Source organism: Acinetobacter sp. TUM15071 (assembly GCF_008980925.1).
Classification (GTDB): domain Bacteria; phylum Pseudomonadota; class Gammaproteobacteria; order Pseudomonadales; family Moraxellaceae; genus Acinetobacter; species Acinetobacter dispersus.
This window is the reverse complement of the sequence record NZ_BKGB01000027.1, coordinates 1-19504: the sequence shown is the minus strand read 5'-3', so window position 1 is coordinate 19504 and position 19504 is coordinate 1. Positions and strand designations below refer to the sequence as shown.

The following is a 19504-nucleotide window of genomic DNA, read 5'->3' as shown; positions in this document are numbered from 1 at the left end:
GATCATTAAGTTCCCCCTAGTTTTCAATCATAATTAAGAAAGAATAATGATATGAATAAAATCATGACGTTAATCGTATTTTTCTGTGTAGGCAGTATTTCCCAGAATCAGGTGATTGCTGCGACAGAACAGTCCCAAAAAGTTGTGTTTCCAGAGCCGAGCGAAAGTGATTTGAACGTGGTGAAACGCTATGAATACAGCAATATAGCTCGTCTCGATACTGGGCTAAATAAAGACCAGATACGGCATATTCTAGGCAATCCACATTTTAATGAAGGCTTAATCGGAGTCAAAACATGGAATTATGTACTGGATGTGCGCGTACCCAATACACAGAAGTATAACCGTTGCCAGTTACGTATTGATTTTAATCAGAAATATCTAGTCGAAAGCCTCGCTTGGAAAGGTGATACGTGTCAAATAAGTAGTGTTTAGCCAAGAGGCAATCTGCATGAGTCATGGCTGACAGGTTTTTCACGGTAATTGAGCAGATGAGGCAAATATTTGGCTTTTCTGTTTAATTTTCCTAAAATGATTATTTAAAAGATATAATATGTTAAAAAAATAATGCCGAAGTTTGTTAATCTCTAAAGAGTTGACACATGAGATGGATAATATGTTTCATACTTTTTCACATTGTGAAAAAAATATAAAACTGCATATTATTGAAGTCGGAAATAAAGATCTAAAACATGCGGTTATCTTTTTTCTTTTTGATGTTGATAAGTTTCTTTCCCTTATTGATCGTTTATCTTTAGATTATTTTAGAATTATTCTTGTTTATAAGTGTGAGGTCATTAATCAGGATTTTTTGCTTAATGATTTTTTTCACGGTATGAAATATTTGATTGATAGCCTTGATATTGAAGATAAATATTGCATACTCGAATCGACATTAGATAATGTTTATAAGGATTCTTTATATTCGAGTGACTTGTTTAACTCTATTACAGTTTGCAAGAAGTTTGATGAGATCTATTTAGAAGCTTTTTTGGCATCATATATACATAAGAGCAAAGGTGGAATAGATTTTATTGAAAAAGTAAACATTCAAATTAATAATATTTTATCTGAGGGAGAACCATATTTAATCAAAGTTGCAAAGAAAATGCGACTAACACCTCGAGTTTTATCTAAAAAAATAAGAAATGAAGGCAAAGAATTTAAGCTTTTGGTAAAACAAAAGCGACATGAAAAAGCACTGACTTTATTGAAAAATGAAGATGTTAAGCTATCTGACATTGCATATACATTGGGGTATACAGAACATAGTGCATTTACACGTGCATTTAAAAGTTGGGCAGGATGTTCCCCTTGTCAGTTTAGGAAACATTTAAAATAATTCAATGGAGGTATAAAGTTTTGGATATTAGGGACTTAAAAACTTTCATATACGTGGTTGATCATCAGTCCATAACTATTGCTTCCGAAAAATTGGGTGTTAATCAATCTACTGTCACGAAAAGAATTGGCCATATGGAAGGTGCTGTTAAAGGTGTGTTATTTAATCGAAAGACACGACCTTTACAATTAACAAGTTTAGGAAAGAAAGTTTATTTGAAAAGTTGTTTTATATTGAGGCAACTTGAGTCACTTAAAAACTTTCATATCGAGAACGGTGAGATTGTTAAAAAGAATATTAAAATCGGAATTGCTCAAACATTTATTGATGATATCTTGGATTATGTAATTTATGAGTCTCAAAAACTTAATCCATATTATGAAATCGACATTTATAGTGGATGGGGCTGTAGCTTGGTGAAGCAAGTCTATGAAGGTGAAATAGATTTAGCTGCCCTGATGATCCCATCTAATATTAGTTTGAAAACTAATATCGCATTCTTCGAAGTCGGTCAGCTTCCATTCGTGGTTCTTGCAAAGAAAGGAGAGGCTCGCAAATATCAAAGTTTGGAAATGTGTAGCAAAAGAGGGTGGGTGCTTCATCCTGATGGTTGCTGTTTTAGAGAAAGTCTGGCTAAAACGTTATATGAAAGAAAGCTGGGTTTTTATATTAATAAAGAAATTTTTGGCGTAGATCTTCAACTACAAAGTATTTTGGATGGTGAGGGGCTAGGGTTGTACCCAAGATCTTTCTTTGATCAGTCTATCTTGGAAAAAAAAGGATTAGAAATTGTTGAGTTGAAAGACTTTTCGCTATATTTGCAAGTGGGCGTTGCGAAGGCTCAACATGTAAGTATGGATGAAGCAAATGCTTTTATTGAGGTTGTAAAAAATCATTATTTTAATCCTTGAACATAACCATGTTTTTTAGTTTTTATTTCTCTATTTTTTATTGAGTAGAATTATTCGGATAATAATTAAAAGCCCAAATTGGAATAAGGGCTTTTAATGAGATGATTTTGTATGGCTATAATTTCAATTGTAGCCAGTGACGTTGGTGATCTACATTTCTTTTTGATATTCAGTAATGACTTCCAGCGCAGCTCTAAAGGCTTCTTGTGTTGCAGGTGCGCCACAATAAGGAAGGCTGTGAAGCAAAACCTCTTGGATTTCCTCAACACTCGCACCATTATTTAATGCACCACGGACATGGCCTTTAAGCTCTGTTGGACTTTTTTGGGCAGTTAAAAATGCAATGGTAATAAGAGAACGATATTTGCGTGGCAATACGCCTTCACGTTGCCAAGTTGAACCCCAAGCATGTTCATTGATCCAGTCTTGTAAGGGCTGAGTAAAGGGCACGGTATTGTCTTGAGCACGTTTTACAAAAGATTCTCCCATCACTTCTGTACGAATTTTTAATCCATTTTCATAATCTTGTTGTGACATATTTTTACTCTTCTAGCTGTGGAAAAAGATTGGGGTTGTCCGTTGACATCTGTTCATCCTAACTCAATCATTGTATGAGCTAAAGTCATAGAGACTGACTATGATGTTCTCAATTTCACAAGGGCAGTGATTCAGGTTTATTCATCCTAAGATGAGATACCTCGATGAATCTGAACATGCAACTCTAGAACTAAGTGAGCGTTAATTTGTGGATAACTTAAGATATATCAACAATCGAAAAATATATTTTAGAAATCTGCTACAATTGCGCCAATTTTAAATTCTTTCGCACGCCATCTGTTCTTGCCATCGTTTGCAGATACACATGGGTGCACAAATTGTAGATTTTTAGCATGTTTAAAGATGAATTAGCGGCACAGGTTGCCCAACGACGCACATTTGCGATCATTTCCCACCCCGATGCGGGTAAGACCACCATGACAGAAAAACTGTTGTTATGGGGTAAGGCGATTCAAGTTGCTGGTATGGTAAAAAGCCGTAAGTCTGACCGTTCTGCAACGTCTGACTGGATGGAAATGGAAAAAGAACGTGGTATCTCGATTACCACGTCTGTGATGCAGTTCCCTTATAAAAAGCACACCATCAACTTACTCGATACGCCGGGACATGAAGACTTCTCGGAAGATACTTACCGTACATTAACAGCAGTTGACTCAGCTTTAATGGTGATCGATGGTGCAAAAGGTGTCGAAGAACGTACCATTAAATTGATGGAAGTGTGTCGTATGCGCGACACACCAATCATTTCATTTGTGAACAAAATGGACCGTGAAATTCGCGAGCCTTTAGAGTTGCTCGATGAAATTGAAAATGTCTTGAATATTCGCTGTGTTCCAATCACATGGCCTTTAGGTATGGGGCGTGACTTTGCAGGTGTTTATAACTTGCTTGAAAACAAACTGTATGTCTATAAAGCAGGGTTTGGTTCAACGATTACCGATATTGACGTCCGTGATGGCTATGATCATGCGGATATTCGTGAAAAAGTAGGAGAGTTGGCGTGGGCGTCTTTTGAAGAATCGCTTGAACTGGTGCAAATGGCAAATGAGCCATTAGACCGTGAATTATTCTTACAAGGTAAACAAACCCCTGTTCTTTTCGGTACAGCATTGGGTAACTTTGCGGTTGACCATGTATTGGATACCTTTATCAATTGGGCGCCAGAACCAAAGGCACATCCAACGCAAGAACGTATTGTGGATGCTAATGAAGAAGGTTTCACAGGCTTCGTGTTTAAAATCCAAGCCAACATGGACCCGAAACACCGTGACCGTATTGCCTTTATGCGTATTTGCTCGGGTAAATATGAAAAAGGCTTGAAAATGAATCATGTGCGTATTGGTAAAGATGTACGTATCAGTGATGCATTGACTTTCCTTGCGGGCGAGCGTGAGCATTTGGAAGAAGCTTGGCCAGGAGATATCATTGGTTTGCATAACCACGGTACTATTCAGATTGGTGATACTTTTACCAGCGGTGAAAATCTTCATTTCACAGGGATTCCACACTTCGCACCTGAAATGTTCCGTCGTGTTCGTTTAAAAGATCCGTTGAAATCGAAGCAGCTGCAAAAAGGTCTGAAAGAGTTATCTGAAGAAGGCGCAACTCAGGTATTCATGCCACAAATCAGTAATGATCTGATTGTCGGTGCTGTCGGTGTGTTACAGTTTGATGTGGTCGCTTACCGCTTAAAAGAAGAATATAAAGTGGACTGTATTTATGAGCCTGTAAGTGTGCATACAGTTCGTTGGGTGCATTGTGATGACGAAAAGATCCTGAATGAGTTTAAGAAAAAAGCACATGATCAACTTTCAGTGGATGGCGGTGGCCACTTAACTTATCTTGCGCCAAGCCGCGTAAACTTGCAGCTGATGCAAGAGCGTTGGCCAGACATTCAGTTCCGTAACACACGAGAACACTAAGATAGACAAAAACAGCTTCTAATTAGAGGCTGTTTTTAATTGAATAATCAGAAAATAAAGGATGATGTGATGAACACTTTAAAACCACTTTTTGCTGTCAGTGTATTGATTGGAATGATGGCTTTAACCGCATGTGATCATCCTAAGAAAAATGAGACGGATGCCGCTCAAAGTAAAGAACAAGTCGCTGTGTCTGCCGAAAAAGCCGAAGTTCTCCCTTATTTAAATATGAAAGAAGCCAAGGCAGATTATGCTTTGCCATTTTGTGAAAAGAAAAATTGTATTGATGTCGACATTCAAACCATTAAAACCCAAGATGATTGGCTGAATGCATGGATTGCGAAAAATCAGGCCAACGTGATTCAACAGCAGATTGAGTCGAATAAAAATTTAACCTTGCAACAGGCGATTAATGCCTATGTGAAAAAGTCGGACGAATGGCAGGATAAATACTCTAAGAATAAAGCTTATGAACTGCATTTAAATACCCGAATTGCTTCACAGCGTAACCAATATGTGTTGCTACAAGTTGGGATAAATGCGCAACAAGAGGATATCGCGGTTAAAGATCGTTTCTATTTCTTTGTTGCAGATCGCAAGTTACAAAAGAGCCTCAGTGTGTTGGATGTGATCCAGAAAAACCAGCAAAATGCATTAAACGATATTGTTCAGGCGCATTATCAACAGTGGATTGCAAAACAATCAGCAGAAGTAAAAAAGCAGGTGCCGAAAAAATTATATTGGGGGCAGGCAGATTGGTTCTTTGATGGTGAGGGGATTGGATTGCATTATCGTGCCAATGAAATTAGTAAGGATGCACCACAGTTGGATATTTATCTCACCATTGAACAAAGCAAACAGATGTTACAAGCAGAAATTTACCAGCAAATGTTCTAAATGTTGAGGGCAAAATGACAGATGAAGAAATTTTAGAAATAATCGAACGTATTGAGACATCAATGCTTAAAGATGATGCAATTGCTAAATTTAGAAGCTTTGGTGAGGTTGCCTTATATGCGAATCACCAAGGTTATTTAAGGATTGCAGTTGAAATGCTAAAGAGTTCAATTGGTCAGTCAGCGGATTTACATTCTTTATTTACTCAAGATAGTGATTTTGAAATTGATTTTTTAGTTAATGATGAAGATGAATTAGATTTCCTATCAAAATAAATTAGAGTTTTAAGTTTCGTATAGAAATTGCATGCACTGCTAGCGGTTTTGTATGAAGTTCGATAGCATTTAAAAATCTTGTGTAATAACAATGCTGATAGGTTTTAAATGAAAACAATTTCTAAATTTAGCGTGCTTGCTTGTGCAGTTCTACTTGCTGCTTGCCAGCCGAAATCAGAACCTAAAGAATCACAGGATAAACCGACAGATCCACCAGCGGCACAGCAAACTGCCGAGCCGATTTTGCGTGGTGAAACCGTGAAGCTACAGGTGACTTTACCTGAGTGTAAAGGTAATACCTGCCCAGATTTTACCGTTGAACGATTACAAAGTAATTTCCCATTCATTGACCAGTTACTGGATCAGCAGATTCTCGATCAGCTGAGTAAAATGCTTGATGTGGTTGATGCCGATGCTTCAGCAGCATCTACAGCAAAAACGACTGAGCAAAAAACAGGTCTAGATGCTCAGGCACAGGCCTATGCCAACGCCTTTGTTAAAATAGATGATGAGTTAAAAGCACTGAGTAGTAGTCATCAGATCAGTTTGATGGTTAAGCCAAAGATTTTACAACCGAAAGGCAAGCTGGCAACTGTAGTGTTGAATAGCAGCAGTTATTTAGGTGGAGCACATGGTTCAACCTCTCAACGTTACTATAACTTTGATTTAGCGAATCAAAAACAGATTCAATTGCATGACCTATTATTGCCGAAGCAAAAAGCAACTTTAGACAAACTGGCGCATGAAGCATTTAAAGCGTGGATTGTTGATTCAAAACTCGCAACTGATCCGAAAGAATATGAACAGGCTTGGCCATTCCAAGTCACCGATAATTTCTTATTGGGTGAGCAGGGTTTAATTCTGCAATATGGCGAATATGACATTGGTCCTTATGTCGTCGGTTTACCGCGGTTAGTGATTCCATTTAGTGAATTGCAGGGTGTTTTAAAACCTGAATATTTACCAAAAATTGATCAGCCCGCAGCGTCTACGCCTGCTGCAAGTACACCAAGTCAAAGTTAATGCAACTGTTTGATACCCATACCCATTTTGATGTTGCCGATTTTGATCATGATCGGCAACATTTGGCTGAGCAAGCAAAACGGGTTGGGGTCGATGCTTTGGTGTTAATCGGTTTTGTTGAGTCTAGATTTGATGAGCTGATCCATACCCATCAACAATTATACGCTTGGGATAAGGTGCCGACTTCTTATCTGGCACCTGGCTTGCATCCTTTTTATATTGAACAACATCAGCCAGAACATTTACAGCGGCTTGAGCAAGTCTTACAACAACATGGCTGTGTGGCTGTAGGTGAAATTGGTTTAGATACTTTTTTAAAACAACATAAACAGCCTGAACTGTTTGCCAAGCAACAACATTATTTTATTGAGCAATTGGCATTGGCAACACAGTATCAAAGGCCTGTGTTATTACATATCCGTAAGGCGCATGCAGAAACCATTGCCATTTTAAAAACACAAAAATTCAAATTAGGTGGCATTGCCCATGCTTTTAGTGGTGGAATCGAAGAAGCCAAAGCCTTGGTTAAACTGGGTTTTAAAATTGGGGTGACAGGACAAATCACCAATCCGAATGCTAAAAAACTGCATCAAGTGGTGCAGGCGATTGGCAGTGAAAATTTGGTGATTGAAACAGATTGTCCAGATATGACGCCGTTGTGTTGCCAAACTTCGACCGAGCATCGCACCCGTAATACCCCAGTCAATTTACATTATGTTCTAGAAGGTTTGGCTCAGACCCTTGACCAGCCTGAGTTGCAGCTGGCTGCACAATTATGGCTAAACTCATTGGCTGCGTTGCGACTTAAATTTTAAGAGAATAAGCAAATAATCTCGTTAAAAATAAGATACTAAAAGGGAACACATGCTTTTCTAAACAGGGGTACATTAAAAGAACAATTTGATAATAAACAAATCAGCCAATACTGGGAGGGTAACCTTATGGCCAGATATAGCAAAATCAATAGTTTCAATGCATTACAAACACTCACCGTCGGTTCGACATCCTATCAAATCTATAGTTTAGCGCGAGCAGCTGAAACACTTGGCAATATTGATAAATTGCCAAAGTCTTTAAAGGTTTTGCTAGAAAATTTACTCCGTTTCGAAGATCAAAAAAGTGTAAAAGTGGAGCATATTCAGGCCTTGGTTGATTGGCAGAAAACCAAAAGTTCTGATCAGGAAATTCAATATCGCCCTGCACGGGTGTTAATGCAGGATTTCACGGGTGTTCCAGCAGTGGTCGATCTGGCTGCGATGCGTGCCGCAATGTCTCAAGCAGGCGGTGATCCTAACCTGATTAATCCTTTGTCACCCGTTGATCTGGTCATTGACCATTCGGTGATGGTTGATCATTTTGCCGATGAAAATGCCTTTGCCGAGAATGTTGAAATTGAAATGCAGCGCAATGGTGAGCGTTATCAATTCCTGCGTTGGGGACAATCTGCATTTAATAATTTTAGTGTGGTGCCACCCGGTACAGGGATTTGCCACCAAGTCAATTTAGAATACTTAGCGCAAGCGGTCTGGTTAGGTGATGATGAAGGTCAGGTTTTTGCCTTTCCAGATACCTTAGTTGGAACAGATTCACATACCACCATGATCAATGGATTGGGTGTTCTCGGTTGGGGTGTGGGCGGGATTGAAGCAGAAGCAGCCATGCTTGGGCAACCTGTATCAATGCTCATTCCAGAAGTGATTGGATTCAAGCTCACAGGCAAGTTGAATGAAGGCATTACTGCGACCGATTTGGTTCTGACCATTACCCAAATGCTGCGTCAAAAAGGCGTGGTGGGTAAATTCGTTGAATTTTATGGTGATGGTTTGGCTGATTTACCATTGGCTGACCGTGCCACGATTGCCAATATGGCACCTGAATATGGAGCAACCTGTGGTTTCTTCCCGATTGATGACGTGACATTGGGGTATTTAGCCCTAACTGGTCGTAAACAAGAACGTATAGATTTAGTCGAAGCCTATAGTAAACAACAAGGCTTGTGGCGTCATGCAGGCGATGAACCTGTATTTACCGATACCTTGAGTCTGGATATGAGCACCGTACAAGCCAGTCTGGCTGGGCCAAAACGTCCACAAGATCGGGTTTTGTTGGCTGATGTACCTAAAACATTTAATGCATTGATGGAGCTGAATTTAAAACCTGCGAAAGAAGCCAAAGAACGTTTAGAGAATGAAGGCGGTGGCGGTACGGCTGTTGAAGCCAAGAAAGCGAATTTAGCACATGAAGAACCTGCTTGTACCATTGATGGAAAATCGTATCCATTGAAGGATGGTGATGTGGTGATTTCAGCAATCACCTCATGTACCAACACTTCCAATCCAAGTGTGATGTTAGCTGCGGGGCTATTGGCTAAAAAAGCAATTGAAAAAGGTCTGCAACGCAAACCATGGGTGAAAAGCTCGCTGGCTCCGGGCTCTAAAGTGGTCACTGATTATTTAGCGGCTGCAGGTGTAACACCATACTTGGATGAGTTGGGTTATAACTTGGTTGGTTATGGTTGTACCACCTGTATCGGTAACTCTGGGCCTTTACCTGAACCGATTGAAGAAGCAATTCAGTGCCATGATTTAAATGTTGCTTCGGTGCTTTCAGGTAACCGTAACTTTGAGGGACGTGTTCATCCATTGGTAAAAACCAACTGGTTGGCGTCTCCACCTTTGGTCGTGGCTTATGGTTTAGCGGGGAATATCCGTACTGATTTAACCATGCAACCAATTGGACAAGGCAAAGATGGTCAAGATGTTTATTTGAAAGACATTTGGCCAAGTCAGTTTGAAATTGATCAAGTACTGCAAAAAGTGAATACCGACATGTTCCATAAAGAATATGCAGCAGTATTTGATGGTGATGCAACTTGGCAGGCGATTCAGATTCCACAAAGCCAAACTTATGCGTGGCAAGATAATTCGACTTATATTCGCCATCCACCATTTTTTGAGGAAATTAATCAGCCTCCGAAAGCCATTCGCAATATTGAACAGGCACGCATCTTGGCGGTATTGGGTGACTCAGTCACCACCGATCATATCTCTCCTGCAGGGAATATCAAGAAAGACAGTCCAGCAGGTCGCTATTTACAGCAGCAGGGGGTTGAGCCAAAAGACTTCAACTCCTATGGTTCTCGACGCGGTAACCATGAAGTGATGATGCGTGGGACTTTTGCCAATATCCGAATCAAGAATGAAATGCTGGGTGGTGAAGAAGGTGGAAATACCATTTTTATTCCAACGGGTGAAAAGCAGGCCATCTATGATGCATCCATGCTGTACCAGCAACAGAAAACACCGTTGGTGATTATTGCAGGTAAGGAGTATGGAACGGGTTCGTCACGAGACTGGGCTGCAAAAGGGACCAATCTCTTAGGCGTTAAAGCGGTCATTGCTGAAAGTTTCGAACGGATTCACCGCTCTAATTTGGTCGGCATGGGCGTATTGCCATTACAGTTTGTAGATGGGCAAACACGTCAATCCTTGAACCTCACTGGCCGTGAAGTACTGTCGATTCATGGATTATCTGATGATATCCAACCACATCAAACTTTGGATATTCAGGTACAACGAGAAGATGGCAGTCAAGACCAGTTCAAAGTGTTATGCCGTATTGATACATTGAATGAGGTAGAATACTTTAAAGCAGGTGGTATCTTGCATTATGTATTACGCAATCTGATTGCTGCATAACGAAACACACTCTTAAATCAAAGATGAAAGCTGGTCTTTCATCTTTTTTTGTTTGAATTTCAAACATTCAGCGTTAAGGTAATCAGGCCCGATTAAATTGGATAAAGGCTTTGAATCAGTTACCTCGCTATGTTTATTACCTCTTGGTTGCACAGGCCTTTAACTTAATTGCTGCGGTGCTGTCTGTTACCGTGGCTGCAATTGTGGGGTTAAAGTTAGCGCCAACTCAGGCTTTGGCTACGGTTCCATATGGTTTGCAGTTTTTAGCGATGCTACTGACCACTTTTATTTTTTCTTTTCTAATGAAAAAGCTTGGGCGGCATTTGGTTTTCCAGTTTGGTTGTATCTGTCTTTTCTTCGCGGGTGTTCTGGGCTATCTGGCTCTACAGCAGCAACAGTTTTATTTATTATGCCTGAGCCATTTTGCTCTCGGTTTATTTATCTCCACGGCTAATTTTTACCGCTTTGCTGCTTCTGATCGGCTAGCAACAGATTTAATTCCGAAAGCCACCGCGATGGTCATTTCGGGCGGTGTGATTGCAGCAATTATTGCGCCCATATTGGCAATTCAATTTCAGCAGGTAGCAGGTTTACCCGATTTCACTGCGATCTATTTCATCTTTAGTGTCTTGGCTTTGTTACTCTCTCCGACTTTGTATCTATGGAACAAAAAATTTCAACGCCAGCAAACACAGCAGGTGCTAATTGAACCAACCCAGCGTAGCAAACTGCCAAGTACTTTGATTATTGCTGCGGTGATCAGCGGAGCATTTGCCTACTATATTATGAATGTCATGATGATTATGTCCTCCTTGCATCTCAAGGAAAATCACTCATTTCATTATGCTTCGATCTCGATTCAGCTACATGTGCTGGCAATGTTTATCCCATCCTTCTTTGTGTCGAAACTGATTCAACGATGGGGAACGCATACCACGATTTATGTTGGTTTTGCTTTGTTGATGTTGTCGTCTTTAATTCCAATGTTTGGACAGGTCGGTATCTATATTAATGTTGCCTTGATCGTTCTAGGCGTGGGTTGGAATTTTGCTTATTCAGGTGCATCAACCTTGTTAGCAGGTCTTAACGAACAGCAAAAGCATCGTGTCCAAGGCATCAATGAAACAGGAATTGCTTTGTTTGCGACTTTGGGAGCATTTTTACCTGCACCGATTTTGAGTAGCCTCGGATGGATCAATGCAAACCTGTTGGCTCTATGCATGAGCCTGATCGTTTTTACCCTGTTGGTGATTCTAATTCGCCGAGATCAACCATCAAGTAAAGTTTCAGTGGGCTAACCTAAAACCAGTTAAACACGGTAAAATAGTGCTTTGATTTAAAAGATAGACCACGACTGTTATGACCGATGTTCCTGTAAATGATGAATATGAGCGCCGTTTTGCTGGTGTCGCCAAAATTTATGGAGAAAATGCATTTTCGCATTATGAACAAAGTCATGTCATGGTGATTGGGATTGGTGGCGTCGGCAGTTGGGCAGTTGAGGCATTGGCACGGACAGGGATTGGTGAGCTGACCTTAGTCGATATGGATGTAGTGGCAGCATCGAATATTAACCGTCAATTGCCAGCGATGAGTTCGACACTCGGACAAGAAAAAATCGAAGTGATGGCAGAGCGCTGTCGTCAAATTAATCCACGTATGAAAGTAAACGTGATTGATGATTATCTGACGCCTGAAAATGTCAAAGAGATTCTAAACCCAGTGCCAAACATTGTTTTGGATTGTATTGATGACGTCAAAGCTAAACTTGCCTTGATGCTACATTGTCGTTTTAACAAAATCCCATTGATTGTTTCGGGTGGTGCAGGTGGCAAACTCGATCCATTGAAGATTCGCGTGGCAGATTTGTCCAAAACTGAACAAGATCCAATGTTGGCAAAGTTACGTACCCAATTGCGTTCTATGGGGATTTGCAAAAAGCCAAAAGAGAAATTTGGCATCACTTGCGTGTATTCGATCGATAACCCATTTTCCAGTGCAGATGTTTGCCCAAGTGCGGGTCTACGCTGTGGCGGATATGGTTCGGCGGTGGTAGTGACTTCAAGTTTTGCAATGGTGGCAGTGGCTGAAGTCTTAAAAAAGCTGGATAAAAAATCAGGGCTGAAATAATTGCCCCAATAAATTAAGCCTGCGGATATTGCGGTGCTAAGCGGTAATAGCTATAAGTCACATTCGGATCTTTATAGACATCATAGCTGGTTTGCTTGTAGTCAGACACCCACTGGGAACCTGTAAAGCCTGCAATGTGCCCATAGCGATGCTTTTTAGTGCGGTGGATAATGTAAATATCACCAGGTTGTGGGTTGTTAAATTCAGGATTAATTTTCTGATAACCAATTTGCTGTAAGGTACGTCCCCAGTCTGATGCTGCAACTGGATGTTGTACAATTTTAGCACCTGCTGATTGTAAAGCGATTCTGACAAATTTGGCACATTGTGATGAGCTACGATAAGACGCTCTTTTAGCCAACTTTTGAGAGAACTTACTGACATCAATGGCTGGCTCTAATGCAGGCTTCGGCATTTCTCGATAAGGAATAACCACCTGTTGCGAGGGTGGGTGAATCATACTGTGATCAACTGAAGGTACATCATAAATCATTGTGAATCTCTACCGCATTTTCAAAACAACTGAACGTGTGCCAGAATTTATTACGGCGCCCATAGTAAGCGATAAATCTTAAAAAAACTGAAATGTAACGTAATAATATAACATTTGAGCGGATATACAGATCACTTAGCGAAATTGCTATTTAAGAATCTTTTTCATTATCAGTAAGTTGTTGGTTGATTAGTTTAGATAAAATGATTTGTAAGATTATATTTCATTTTTGATTAAAAAATAGACACATTGGCATGGGTATTAGATCTGCTTTGATGCATAGTTTTTATATAAGTTTATGTTTAATATCATGATATGTAGTAAATTGTTTGAGGTGATCTGTCCTGCGAAATCTTCTGATTTTCATCAGCATAGTGCAATGAATTCAGCCATATATCAAAGATTTTGTTTTGAATAGCTGAGTGTTTAAAATATTCAGTTCAATATTGCGATGCTTGATGGTGAATACTCCAATATCAATCACCTTATTCTGAATAAAAAACAGAGCCATTTCGTAAGACTGCTTTTTGCATAAAATCTAAAAATATTCCTTTGACTGACATCAGTATTGCAGCACTTGCCATGGCACCATTCTTGAACGTATAGTGATGCGCCATGTCGTGTTGAGGCTGCGATGAATGTTAAATATTGAGTTTGAGAGAAATCTTATATGAAAAGGACATTGCTGACTTCCTTTGTTTTTGCCAGTATCAGTTTGGGATGTTCACAGTCAAATGAGGCAAAAAATCAAAGCAATACGCAAGCACAAACGCCAGATATACACTCAAATAAGCAACATTTCGTCAATCATCCTGAGCTTAAGGCATGGGTCGGGCATTATTCTGGTGTCGTTCCATGTGCGACTTGCGTAACCAGTTGTGATGGCTGTCTGGGGACAGGAATTGATCTTAAAATCAACGCAGATCAAACCTTTGTCTTGGAACAAAGCAATAATAATGATAATAGCCCAGCTAAAATTTATGCAGGGCAATTTAAGTTTCTGGATAATGATCAATTAAAGATTCAGCTACAAGGTGTTCCCACCCGAAATATGATTATGTTAGGTGATGAACTGACTGAAATCATTGATACAAAAACACAGCTGCCTTTTGATTCTTATGAAGAGTTCCAGTTAGCTAAAAAAGCTTAACTTTGGTTATGTTCATATTGAAAGGGCATCGGTCATGCTGAGCCGTGACACATTTTTAAAGATCGACAAATCCTGCCCTCAAGGGACATCAATTTTGGTTGCTTCTGGAAGATGTAATTGCGAAATTACGCTTGAGCATGACCATGAGTTTAAGTGGTTAAGCTCAAGTGATGGGTTAGACTTTTAGGTTATCGCAAGCTCAGTGGTGTTGGAACATAGCGGATTGCGCCATGTTCCTATGCAGAAAAGTTATGTTTAGCAGATCAAATTAGTTTTGATGCTCTTTCAGGTAATCTTCAGTTCTTTGCATTGCTGTTTGAATATTTTGAATTGCATTTTCGATATCAGCAATCGTTTTGGCATTGCCACCGCTCAGAGCTTGACGCCATTTTCTTGCGCCAGGCAAGTTTTGGAATAGACCTAAAATATGACGCGTGATAATTGAAAGCGGTGCACCCTCGGCAACACGCTGATGAATATATGGCATCATTTGTTGCATAATCTCAAAACGGTCTGGTGTTTCTAGATTCCACAGTTGTCCCATCTCAGCTAAAAGGTATGGATTGTGATAGGCTTCACGACCAATCATCACCCCATCAACATGCTGTAAATGTTGCTGTGTTTCATCAAAAGTCTTGATGCCACCGTTAATCTCAATGGTGAGGTGTGGACGTTCTTGCTTTAAGCGATAGACATCGTCATAACGTAATGGCGGAACATCACGGTTTTCTTTAGGCGATAAACCTTGCAAGATGGCAATACGTGCATGCACGATAAAATGAGTACAACCTGTTGCTGCAACGGTATCCACAAAATGCAGCATTTCTTCATAAGACTGCATATCATCAATCCCAATACGATGTTTCACCGTCACAGGAATCGACACTGCTTTTTGCATGCTATGAATGCATTCGGCAACGAGATTGGGTTCAGCCATGAGACACGCACCAATTTTATTATTTTGAACGCGATCGCTTGGACAACCTACATTTAAATTGACTTCGTTATAACCCCAATCTTCAGCCATTTTGGTACAGGTTGCCAACTCTTGAGGATTTGAGCCGCCAAGCTGTAACACAATCGGATGTTCTTGTTGGTTGAAGTCTAAATGACGGTTTGCTCCACCATAAATGATCGCACCAGTGGTGACCATCTCGGTATAGAGCACCACATTTGGATTAAATAAGCGTGCAAAAAAACGGTAATCCTTTGTTGTCCAATCCATCATCGGCGCAACGCTAATTCTGAAATCTTTTTGTTTTCCTATATTTTTATTAATTTCAGTCATTTGTGTTGATTCCTTAAGGTGGATATAGTGGTGTATTTTAGCATATGGTTGCAATTTTTAGCTATAGATGCAACCATGAAATGGTTTCAATTTCCAAGGTTGCAATAGAAATGAGTACAATAACTAAGCGTGTTACATCCACTGGTGAGATTCGCTATCGAGCTTTGCTACAGATTCGTCGGGAAGAAGTAAATTATACCGAATCCAGAACATTTAGTAAAAAATCACTTGCAGAAGCTTGGTTAAAAAAACGTGAAGTAGAATTGGAGACAAATCCAGAATTATTACATCAGAATAAAAAGTCCCAGACCAAATCAAATCTGACCTTGGCTGAAGCAATGGAAAAATACCTTGATGAAGTCGCTAGCTTTGGACGCTCTAAACGCATGGGATTACGATTTTTATGTAACTGGCCGATTGGAAAAATAAAACTAAAGGACTTAAAAAGACAAGATTATAGTGCACATACATTGCTTAGGAAAAAAGGAGTTCCTGAAATTGACGCTCTGCCAATCAAGGCCAGTACAGCATTGCAAGATTTACAATATATCAAATCAGTGTTGAAGTATGCAGAACAAACGTGGGGTGAAAAAGTTGATATTAGCGAATTAGATAAGGCTATGGCTGGGCTGCGAGATGCACGTATTATTACTAAATCCGTAAAACGTAGTAGATTAGCTACATCTGAGGAATTGCAGATATTAACGAATTATTTTTATAAGAAATGGAAACAAAGACGTACAGCGATTCCTGTGCATCTGATTTTATGGTTTGCCATTTATAGTTGTCGTCGTGAGGCTGAAATTTCACGGTTGAAACTGAGTGACTACGATAAAAAGCATAAAGAGTGGTTGGTGAGAGATCTTAAAAATCCGAACGGTAGTAAAGGGAATGATAAATTCTTTGTCATTGATGAAAATACACAAATCTTAATTGATGAGTTGATGAAACCTGATGTTCGGGAGCGAATGCTGAAATTAGGAGGAGATGATAATCTATTTATTCCAATCAATCACAAATCGTTTGCAACTCGCTGGCAACAAGGATTGAAGATGTTAGGTATTGAAGACCTCCGTTTTCATGATCTAAGGCACGAAGGAGCGACTAGACTTGCAGAGAATGGTTTGACGATCCCGCAACTACAACAACATACACTACATGAAAGTTGGTCAAGTCTGGAGCGTTATGTGCAAATCAGACGTAGAAATAGCAGACTCGATTTCAAGGAAGCAATGCAGAATGCAGAGTTAGCAATTTTGAATCTCAAATCGTAAGTTACTGGATAAATCAGCCGTCTATGCTTGTCTGTGTGAGTCATTCCTATTTCTAATAGACGACTATGATTTGATAATTGAGTCTCATCTATTCAAATTTTTTCTTTTTGTCATGACGATAATTTTTGACTGAAAGATTTGAAGTTATGATATTCGATATTGAAGATTCCATAGACTTACGTAAACCATTAAAGAGCTGAACTTCATTAGAGGATTTAAGATAATCCGTAATATTGTCGCTTAAGCTTTCTATGATTTCTCTCGGGTTTCTAATCCTAAATTGGGAGCTTTCAGCCAACTTAATCAGGTCTGATACATTCGGAAATTCTTTGCTGCCATCGAGTTTAAGTGCCATTTTATTATCAATCGTTTGATAGATGAGCGTGTGTGTAATATCGAATGGCGGTGAAATAAAAATATTCTGCATATCAGGGGAATATTGCAGTGCAAAGTTCTTAAGGTGGGCATCACCATTACCAATTAAACAGTTAAAAACAATATACCTATACATTTTTTCAACTTCGTTTGGATTGTCGGTATAGAGATAGGTTGCTTTTAACAAAGCTTCATAGCTTCCTATATATTTGGCGTCAGGATCATTGGATTTCTTCATTAAGGTGGTAAAGTCTTCATATCCAAGTCTCGTACCATCATGACTTTTATCAAAACGCTCAACTACATAAGTCTCTAAATTTTCAGAAAGATAAGTTTTTGGTGGCTCAAGCCCACAATAGCGGGCAGCTTCCATACAAACAAATTCATTGACCGTCAGTAATGGAAACTCCGAATCAAAGGTTTTTACAATTAAATCCTTTTGCTGAACTGTTCTATCGGTCTGGATCGTTGTTGCATTGGGTATGCTGACTTTAGGCTGCATCCCTGCCAAGGAATTTCTAAGATAATATTTTTCTAATAATTGTGGGAACAGTGGCTCATTGCTGTTATAGGATAGAATTTCACCTAGGCTTAAAGATTCAGCTTCGGGTAAATTCAATTCACTTTTATAGGAGAGCATTCCTATTCCCTGACTCCCTTGCAGAGCCAGTAAATACATATCATTGACTTTGGCATATCTTGCCAGTTTTTCAGCAATAAATCGGCGATTAAACCCTTCCGGCAGATTCTGGGAAAATATAGGATGAAGTGAGCCAGATGAATAGCCATCCATACCTTTTCTGGTCATCGTGAGTGATACTGGTTGCTTTTCTTGTGTCGGTTGATAGTGGTGTACAGAACCATAGGTCAATACACCTAACTCCATTTGATTCGTACAAATCGTAATTTTATTGATTTTACTAGGTAGATTGACGTTCATATTCATTTTTCATCCTCGGAAAACATATCTTCAATCTCATCCCAATCGGGTAGAGTATGTTTCTTTGGGGCGGCTTCAAATTGCAAGCCAACAGCAGCCAGTACACGTTCAAATATATCAAATGACCCCGTAAAACGACCATTCTCAATCTCGGAAATCGTGGTTTTATTTATCCGTATCAACTCTGATAGCTTTTGTTGTGTATAGCCGAGAGCTTTTCTCTCTCTGCTTACTCTTTTACCAATTTCTAGCCTACTTGTCATAGCATCTTACCATATCATATTAGCCTTATAGCTAACATTATATGGTGTATTAACTATATTAGCTATATAGTTAACTTTAAAAAATTTAAACCAATTTTCCATGAATAAGAATAATTGAGTCATTAATACAAGAATAAGTACCAAATCAAAGAAGTCTGCATGATAATTATTCATGAAGATTCTTCCAATCTTTTGCTGATATTTGACTCTGATTGTAAAGATAGGTTGCAAATAATTGTAAATCAACGAGATATGGAGATTTTTGCGAAGTATCTGCTTTGAAAACTGGAAAAGGCAAGCTTTGACGAGAAGCACGTTTGTTCGCACTTTGCCTAGTCATGTGAGGAAAATAGTCTTTCAAAATGATTTCAAGTTTAACAACAGGTGCTTGATAACGCATTGTCAGCATTGAATATAAAGTGAATTCTGAATTTAAACTATTCATTAATATGCTCTGATAAAATAAGATCTGAGTTGAATTTATCAAATTAATTAGAAAAAAGATGAGATATGTTTAAAAAATCAAAAAAATGACTTATTTTTTTATTAGACTTCTTGCATTGGTCAAAATTTGAGCAGACACAACTTTGATATATAAGGTATTACATCAAGTCCAAATGATTAAAACACTTACTTTCGCAAGAGTTCTATTATATCCGTAAATAATCTTTTGTTATTTTTCAGTAATAACAACGTTAACTACTTAGCTCATTCATTATAAATGAGTTGGCGTATACTACTTTCATCTTTTAATTTCAGGTTGCTATTTAAAAGGATTTTTTGGATCAGATAAAATAGCATTTTTCTTATCGTTAAAGTTTCTACCTTGCTCTGAAAATTTAAATTCTTTAGTTTCTGATTCTAAAAATAACTCTTTTCTAAAATAGTTTTTAATTTGATACAGCTCTATCATTTTAAGTGTATTCTCAAGATAATTAATTTCAATATCTTTAGATTTTAAAACT

The 19504-nt window shown here is 38.9% G+C and carries 19 protein-coding genes and 1 pseudogene; 13 read left to right on the top strand and 7 right to left on the bottom strand.

The annotated features are described in order from the left end of the window. Nucleotides 1–51 precede the first annotated feature (51 nt). The 3 genes from bamE to GBI66_RS18405 all read left to right on the top strand — a co-directional run bounded on the left by bamE (nucleotide 52) and on the right by GBI66_RS18405 (nucleotide 2253). A complete protein-coding gene (gene bamE, locus GBI66_RS18415) occupies nucleotides 52–435 on the top strand; it encodes an outer membrane protein assembly factor BamE (RefSeq protein ID WP_151717075.1) in 384 nt (127 codons plus the stop codon). Nucleotides 436–616: 181 nt separating this feature from the next. Beyond that, on the top strand, nucleotides 617–1342 hold the full coding sequence (locus tag GBI66_RS18410; protein WP_151717077.1) for an AraC family transcriptional regulator: 726 nt from the start codon (nucleotides 617–619) through the stop codon (nucleotides 1340–1342). Nucleotides 1343–1362: 20 nt separating this feature from the next. Beyond that, on the top strand, nucleotides 1363–2253 hold the full coding sequence (locus tag GBI66_RS18405) for a LysR family transcriptional regulator (RefSeq protein ID WP_151717074.1): 891 nt from the start codon (nucleotides 1363–1365) through the stop codon (nucleotides 2251–2253). 150 nt (nucleotides 2254–2403) lie between these two features. On the opposite strand, the gene GBI66_RS18400 is transcribed toward GBI66_RS18405, so the two are convergent. Continuing rightward, entirely contained in the window at nucleotides 2404–2790 is a 387-nt protein-coding gene (locus GBI66_RS18400; protein WP_151717073.1) for a carboxymuconolactone decarboxylase family protein, read from the bottom strand. A gap of 353 nt (nucleotides 2791–3143) precedes the next feature. Between GBI66_RS18400 and GBI66_RS18395 the strand changes: the two genes are divergently transcribed. The 8 genes from GBI66_RS18395 (at nucleotide 3144) to GBI66_RS18360 (ending at nucleotide 12756) form a co-directional block, all read left to right on the top strand. Continuing rightward, the gene (locus GBI66_RS18395; protein ID WP_151717072.1) at nucleotides 3144–4733 is read left to right on the top strand and encodes a peptide chain release factor 3; all 1590 of its coding nucleotides are present in this window, start codon (nucleotides 3144–3146) and stop codon (nucleotides 4731–4733) included. A 69-nt stretch (nucleotides 4734–4802) separates the two neighbouring features. Then, nucleotides 4803–5630: a hypothetical protein gene (locus tag GBI66_RS18390; RefSeq protein ID WP_151717071.1), complete on the top strand. Its 828-nt coding sequence runs from the start codon at nucleotides 4803–4805 to the stop codon at nucleotides 5628–5630. A gap of 14 nt (nucleotides 5631–5644) precedes the next feature. Then, nucleotides 5645–5905, top strand: coding sequence for a hypothetical protein (locus GBI66_RS18385; RefSeq protein ID WP_151717070.1), 261 nt, complete (start codon nucleotides 5645–5647; stop codon nucleotides 5903–5905). A gap of 108 nt (nucleotides 5906–6013) precedes the next feature. Then, a complete protein-coding gene (locus GBI66_RS18380; RefSeq protein WP_151717069.1) occupies nucleotides 6014–6928 on the top strand; it encodes an RsiV family protein in 915 nt (304 codons plus the stop codon). After that, nucleotides 6928–7743 (top strand): TatD family hydrolase, encoded by an 816-nt coding sequence (locus GBI66_RS18375; protein ID WP_151717068.1) that lies wholly within the window; start codon nucleotides 6928–6930, stop codon nucleotides 7741–7743. Before GBI66_RS18380 ends, GBI66_RS18375 begins: the two co-directional genes overlap by 1 nt. Nucleotides 7744–7869: 126 nt before the next feature. Continuing rightward, nucleotides 7870–10626: an aconitate hydratase AcnA gene (gene acnA, locus GBI66_RS18370; RefSeq protein WP_151717067.1), complete on the top strand. Its 2757-nt coding sequence runs from the start codon at nucleotides 7870–7872 to the stop codon at nucleotides 10624–10626. Between the two features lie 110 nt (nucleotides 10627–10736). Next, nucleotides 10737–11924 carry an MFS transporter gene (locus GBI66_RS18365; protein ID WP_151717066.1) on the top strand — a complete coding sequence of 396 codons (1188 nt, stop codon included), beginning with the start codon at nucleotides 10737–10739 and terminating at the stop codon, nucleotides 11922–11924. A gap of 61 nt (nucleotides 11925–11985) precedes the next feature. Next, nucleotides 11986–12756 carry a ThiF family adenylyltransferase gene (locus GBI66_RS18360; protein WP_151717065.1) on the top strand — a complete coding sequence of 257 codons (771 nt, stop codon included), beginning with the start codon at nucleotides 11986–11988 and terminating at the stop codon, nucleotides 12754–12756. A gap of 13 nt (nucleotides 12757–12769) precedes the next feature. On the opposite strand, the gene GBI66_RS18355 is transcribed toward GBI66_RS18360, so the two are convergent. Next, the gene (locus tag GBI66_RS18355) at nucleotides 12770–13249 is read right to left on the bottom strand and encodes a CHAP domain-containing protein (RefSeq protein ID WP_151717064.1); all 480 of its coding nucleotides are present in this window, start codon (nucleotides 13247–13249) and stop codon (nucleotides 12770–12772) included. Nucleotides 13250–13919: 670 nt separating this feature from the next. Between GBI66_RS18355 and GBI66_RS18350 the strand changes: the two genes are divergently transcribed. Continuing rightward, nucleotides 13920–14399: a copper resistance protein NlpE N-terminal domain-containing protein gene (locus tag GBI66_RS18350; protein WP_151717063.1), complete on the top strand. Its 480-nt coding sequence runs from the start codon at nucleotides 13920–13922 to the stop codon at nucleotides 14397–14399. 268 nt (nucleotides 14400–14667) lie between these two features. Here the strand turns inward: GBI66_RS18350 and dusA are convergent, their stop codons facing one another. After that, on the bottom strand, nucleotides 14668–15687 hold the full coding sequence (gene dusA, locus GBI66_RS18345; protein ID WP_151717062.1) for a tRNA dihydrouridine(20/20a) synthase DusA: 1020 nt from the start codon (nucleotides 15685–15687) through the stop codon (nucleotides 14668–14670). Between the two features lie 110 nt (nucleotides 15688–15797). Between dusA and xerC the strand changes: the two genes are divergently transcribed. After that, nucleotides 15798–16961 (top strand): tyrosine recombinase XerC, encoded by a 1164-nt coding sequence (gene xerC / locus GBI66_RS18340; protein WP_151717076.1) that lies wholly within the window; start codon nucleotides 15798–15800, stop codon nucleotides 16959–16961. An 88-nt stretch (nucleotides 16962–17049) separates the two neighbouring features. Here xerC and GBI66_RS18335 read toward each other — a convergent pair whose 3' ends face one another. From GBI66_RS18335 to GBI66_RS18320, 4 genes and pseudogenes are all read right to left on the bottom strand, one after another. Next, nucleotides 17050–18282 (bottom strand): type II toxin-antitoxin system HipA family toxin, encoded by a 1233-nt coding sequence (locus tag GBI66_RS18335; RefSeq protein WP_151717061.1) that lies wholly within the window; start codon nucleotides 18280–18282, stop codon nucleotides 17050–17052. Then, nucleotides 18279–18539, bottom strand: a complete 261-nt coding sequence (locus GBI66_RS18330) for a helix-turn-helix transcriptional regulator (protein WP_151717060.1) — start codon at nucleotides 18537–18539, stop codon at nucleotides 18279–18281. Before GBI66_RS18330 ends, GBI66_RS18335 begins: the two co-directional genes overlap by 4 nt. 166 nt (nucleotides 18540–18705) lie before the next feature. Then, a complete protein-coding gene (locus GBI66_RS18325) occupies nucleotides 18706–18984 on the bottom strand; it encodes a pyocin activator PrtN family protein (RefSeq protein ID WP_151717059.1) in 279 nt (92 codons plus the stop codon). Between the two features lie 318 nt (nucleotides 18985–19302). Then, nucleotides 19303–19504: pseudogene (locus tag GBI66_RS18320) on the bottom strand (hypothetical protein); the annotation flags it as partial.

Excerpts from the sequence above, each read along its gene's own strand:
- GBI66_RS18350 (WP_151717063.1), top strand. The coding sequence starts at position 13,920 with ATGAAAAGGACATTGCTGACTTCCTTTGTTTTTGCCAGTATCAGTTTG.
- GBI66_RS18385 (WP_151717070.1), top strand. The coding sequence starts at position 5,645 with ATGACAGATGAAGAAATTTTAGAAATAATCGAACGTATTGAGACATCA.
- GBI66_RS18330 (WP_151717060.1), bottom strand. The coding sequence starts at position 18,539 with ATGACAAGTAGGCTAGAAATTGGTAAAAGAGTAAGCAGAGAGAGAAAA.
- bamE (WP_151717075.1), top strand. The coding sequence starts at position 52 with ATGAATAAAATCATGACGTTAATCGTATTTTTCTGTGTAGGCAGTATT.
- GBI66_RS18325 (WP_151717059.1), bottom strand. The coding sequence starts at position 18,984 with ATGAATAGTTTAAATTCAGAATTCACTTTATATTCAATGCTGACAATG.
- dusA (WP_151717062.1), bottom strand. The coding sequence starts at position 15,687 with ATGACTGAAATTAATAAAAATATAGGAAAACAAAAAGATTTCAGAATT.
- GBI66_RS18390 (WP_151717071.1), top strand. The coding sequence starts at position 4,803 with ATGAACACTTTAAAACCACTTTTTGCTGTCAGTGTATTGATTGGAATG.
- acnA (WP_151717067.1), top strand. The coding sequence starts at position 7,870 with ATGGCCAGATATAGCAAAATCAATAGTTTCAATGCATTACAAACACTC.
- GBI66_RS18335 (WP_151717061.1), bottom strand. The coding sequence starts at position 18,282 with ATGAATATGAACGTCAATCTACCTAGTAAAATCAATAAAATTACGATT.
- GBI66_RS18380 (WP_151717069.1), top strand. The coding sequence starts at position 6,014 with ATGAAAACAATTTCTAAATTTAGCGTGCTTGCTTGTGCAGTTCTACTT.
- GBI66_RS18360 (WP_151717065.1), top strand. The coding sequence starts at position 11,986 with ATGACCGATGTTCCTGTAAATGATGAATATGAGCGCCGTTTTGCTGGT.
- GBI66_RS18410 (WP_151717077.1), top strand. The coding sequence starts at position 617 with ATGTTTCATACTTTTTCACATTGTGAAAAAAATATAAAACTGCATATT.
- GBI66_RS18400 (WP_151717073.1), bottom strand. The coding sequence starts at position 2,790 with ATGTCACAACAAGATTATGAAAATGGATTAAAAATTCGTACAGAAGTG.
- GBI66_RS18355 (WP_151717064.1), bottom strand. The coding sequence starts at position 13,249 with ATGATTTATGATGTACCTTCAGTTGATCACAGTATGATTCACCCACCC.
- xerC (WP_151717076.1), top strand. The coding sequence starts at position 15,798 with ATGAGTACAATAACTAAGCGTGTTACATCCACTGGTGAGATTCGCTAT.
- GBI66_RS18395 (WP_151717072.1), top strand. The coding sequence starts at position 3,144 with ATGTTTAAAGATGAATTAGCGGCACAGGTTGCCCAACGACGCACATTT.
- GBI66_RS18375 (WP_151717068.1), top strand. The coding sequence starts at position 6,928 with ATGCAACTGTTTGATACCCATACCCATTTTGATGTTGCCGATTTTGAT.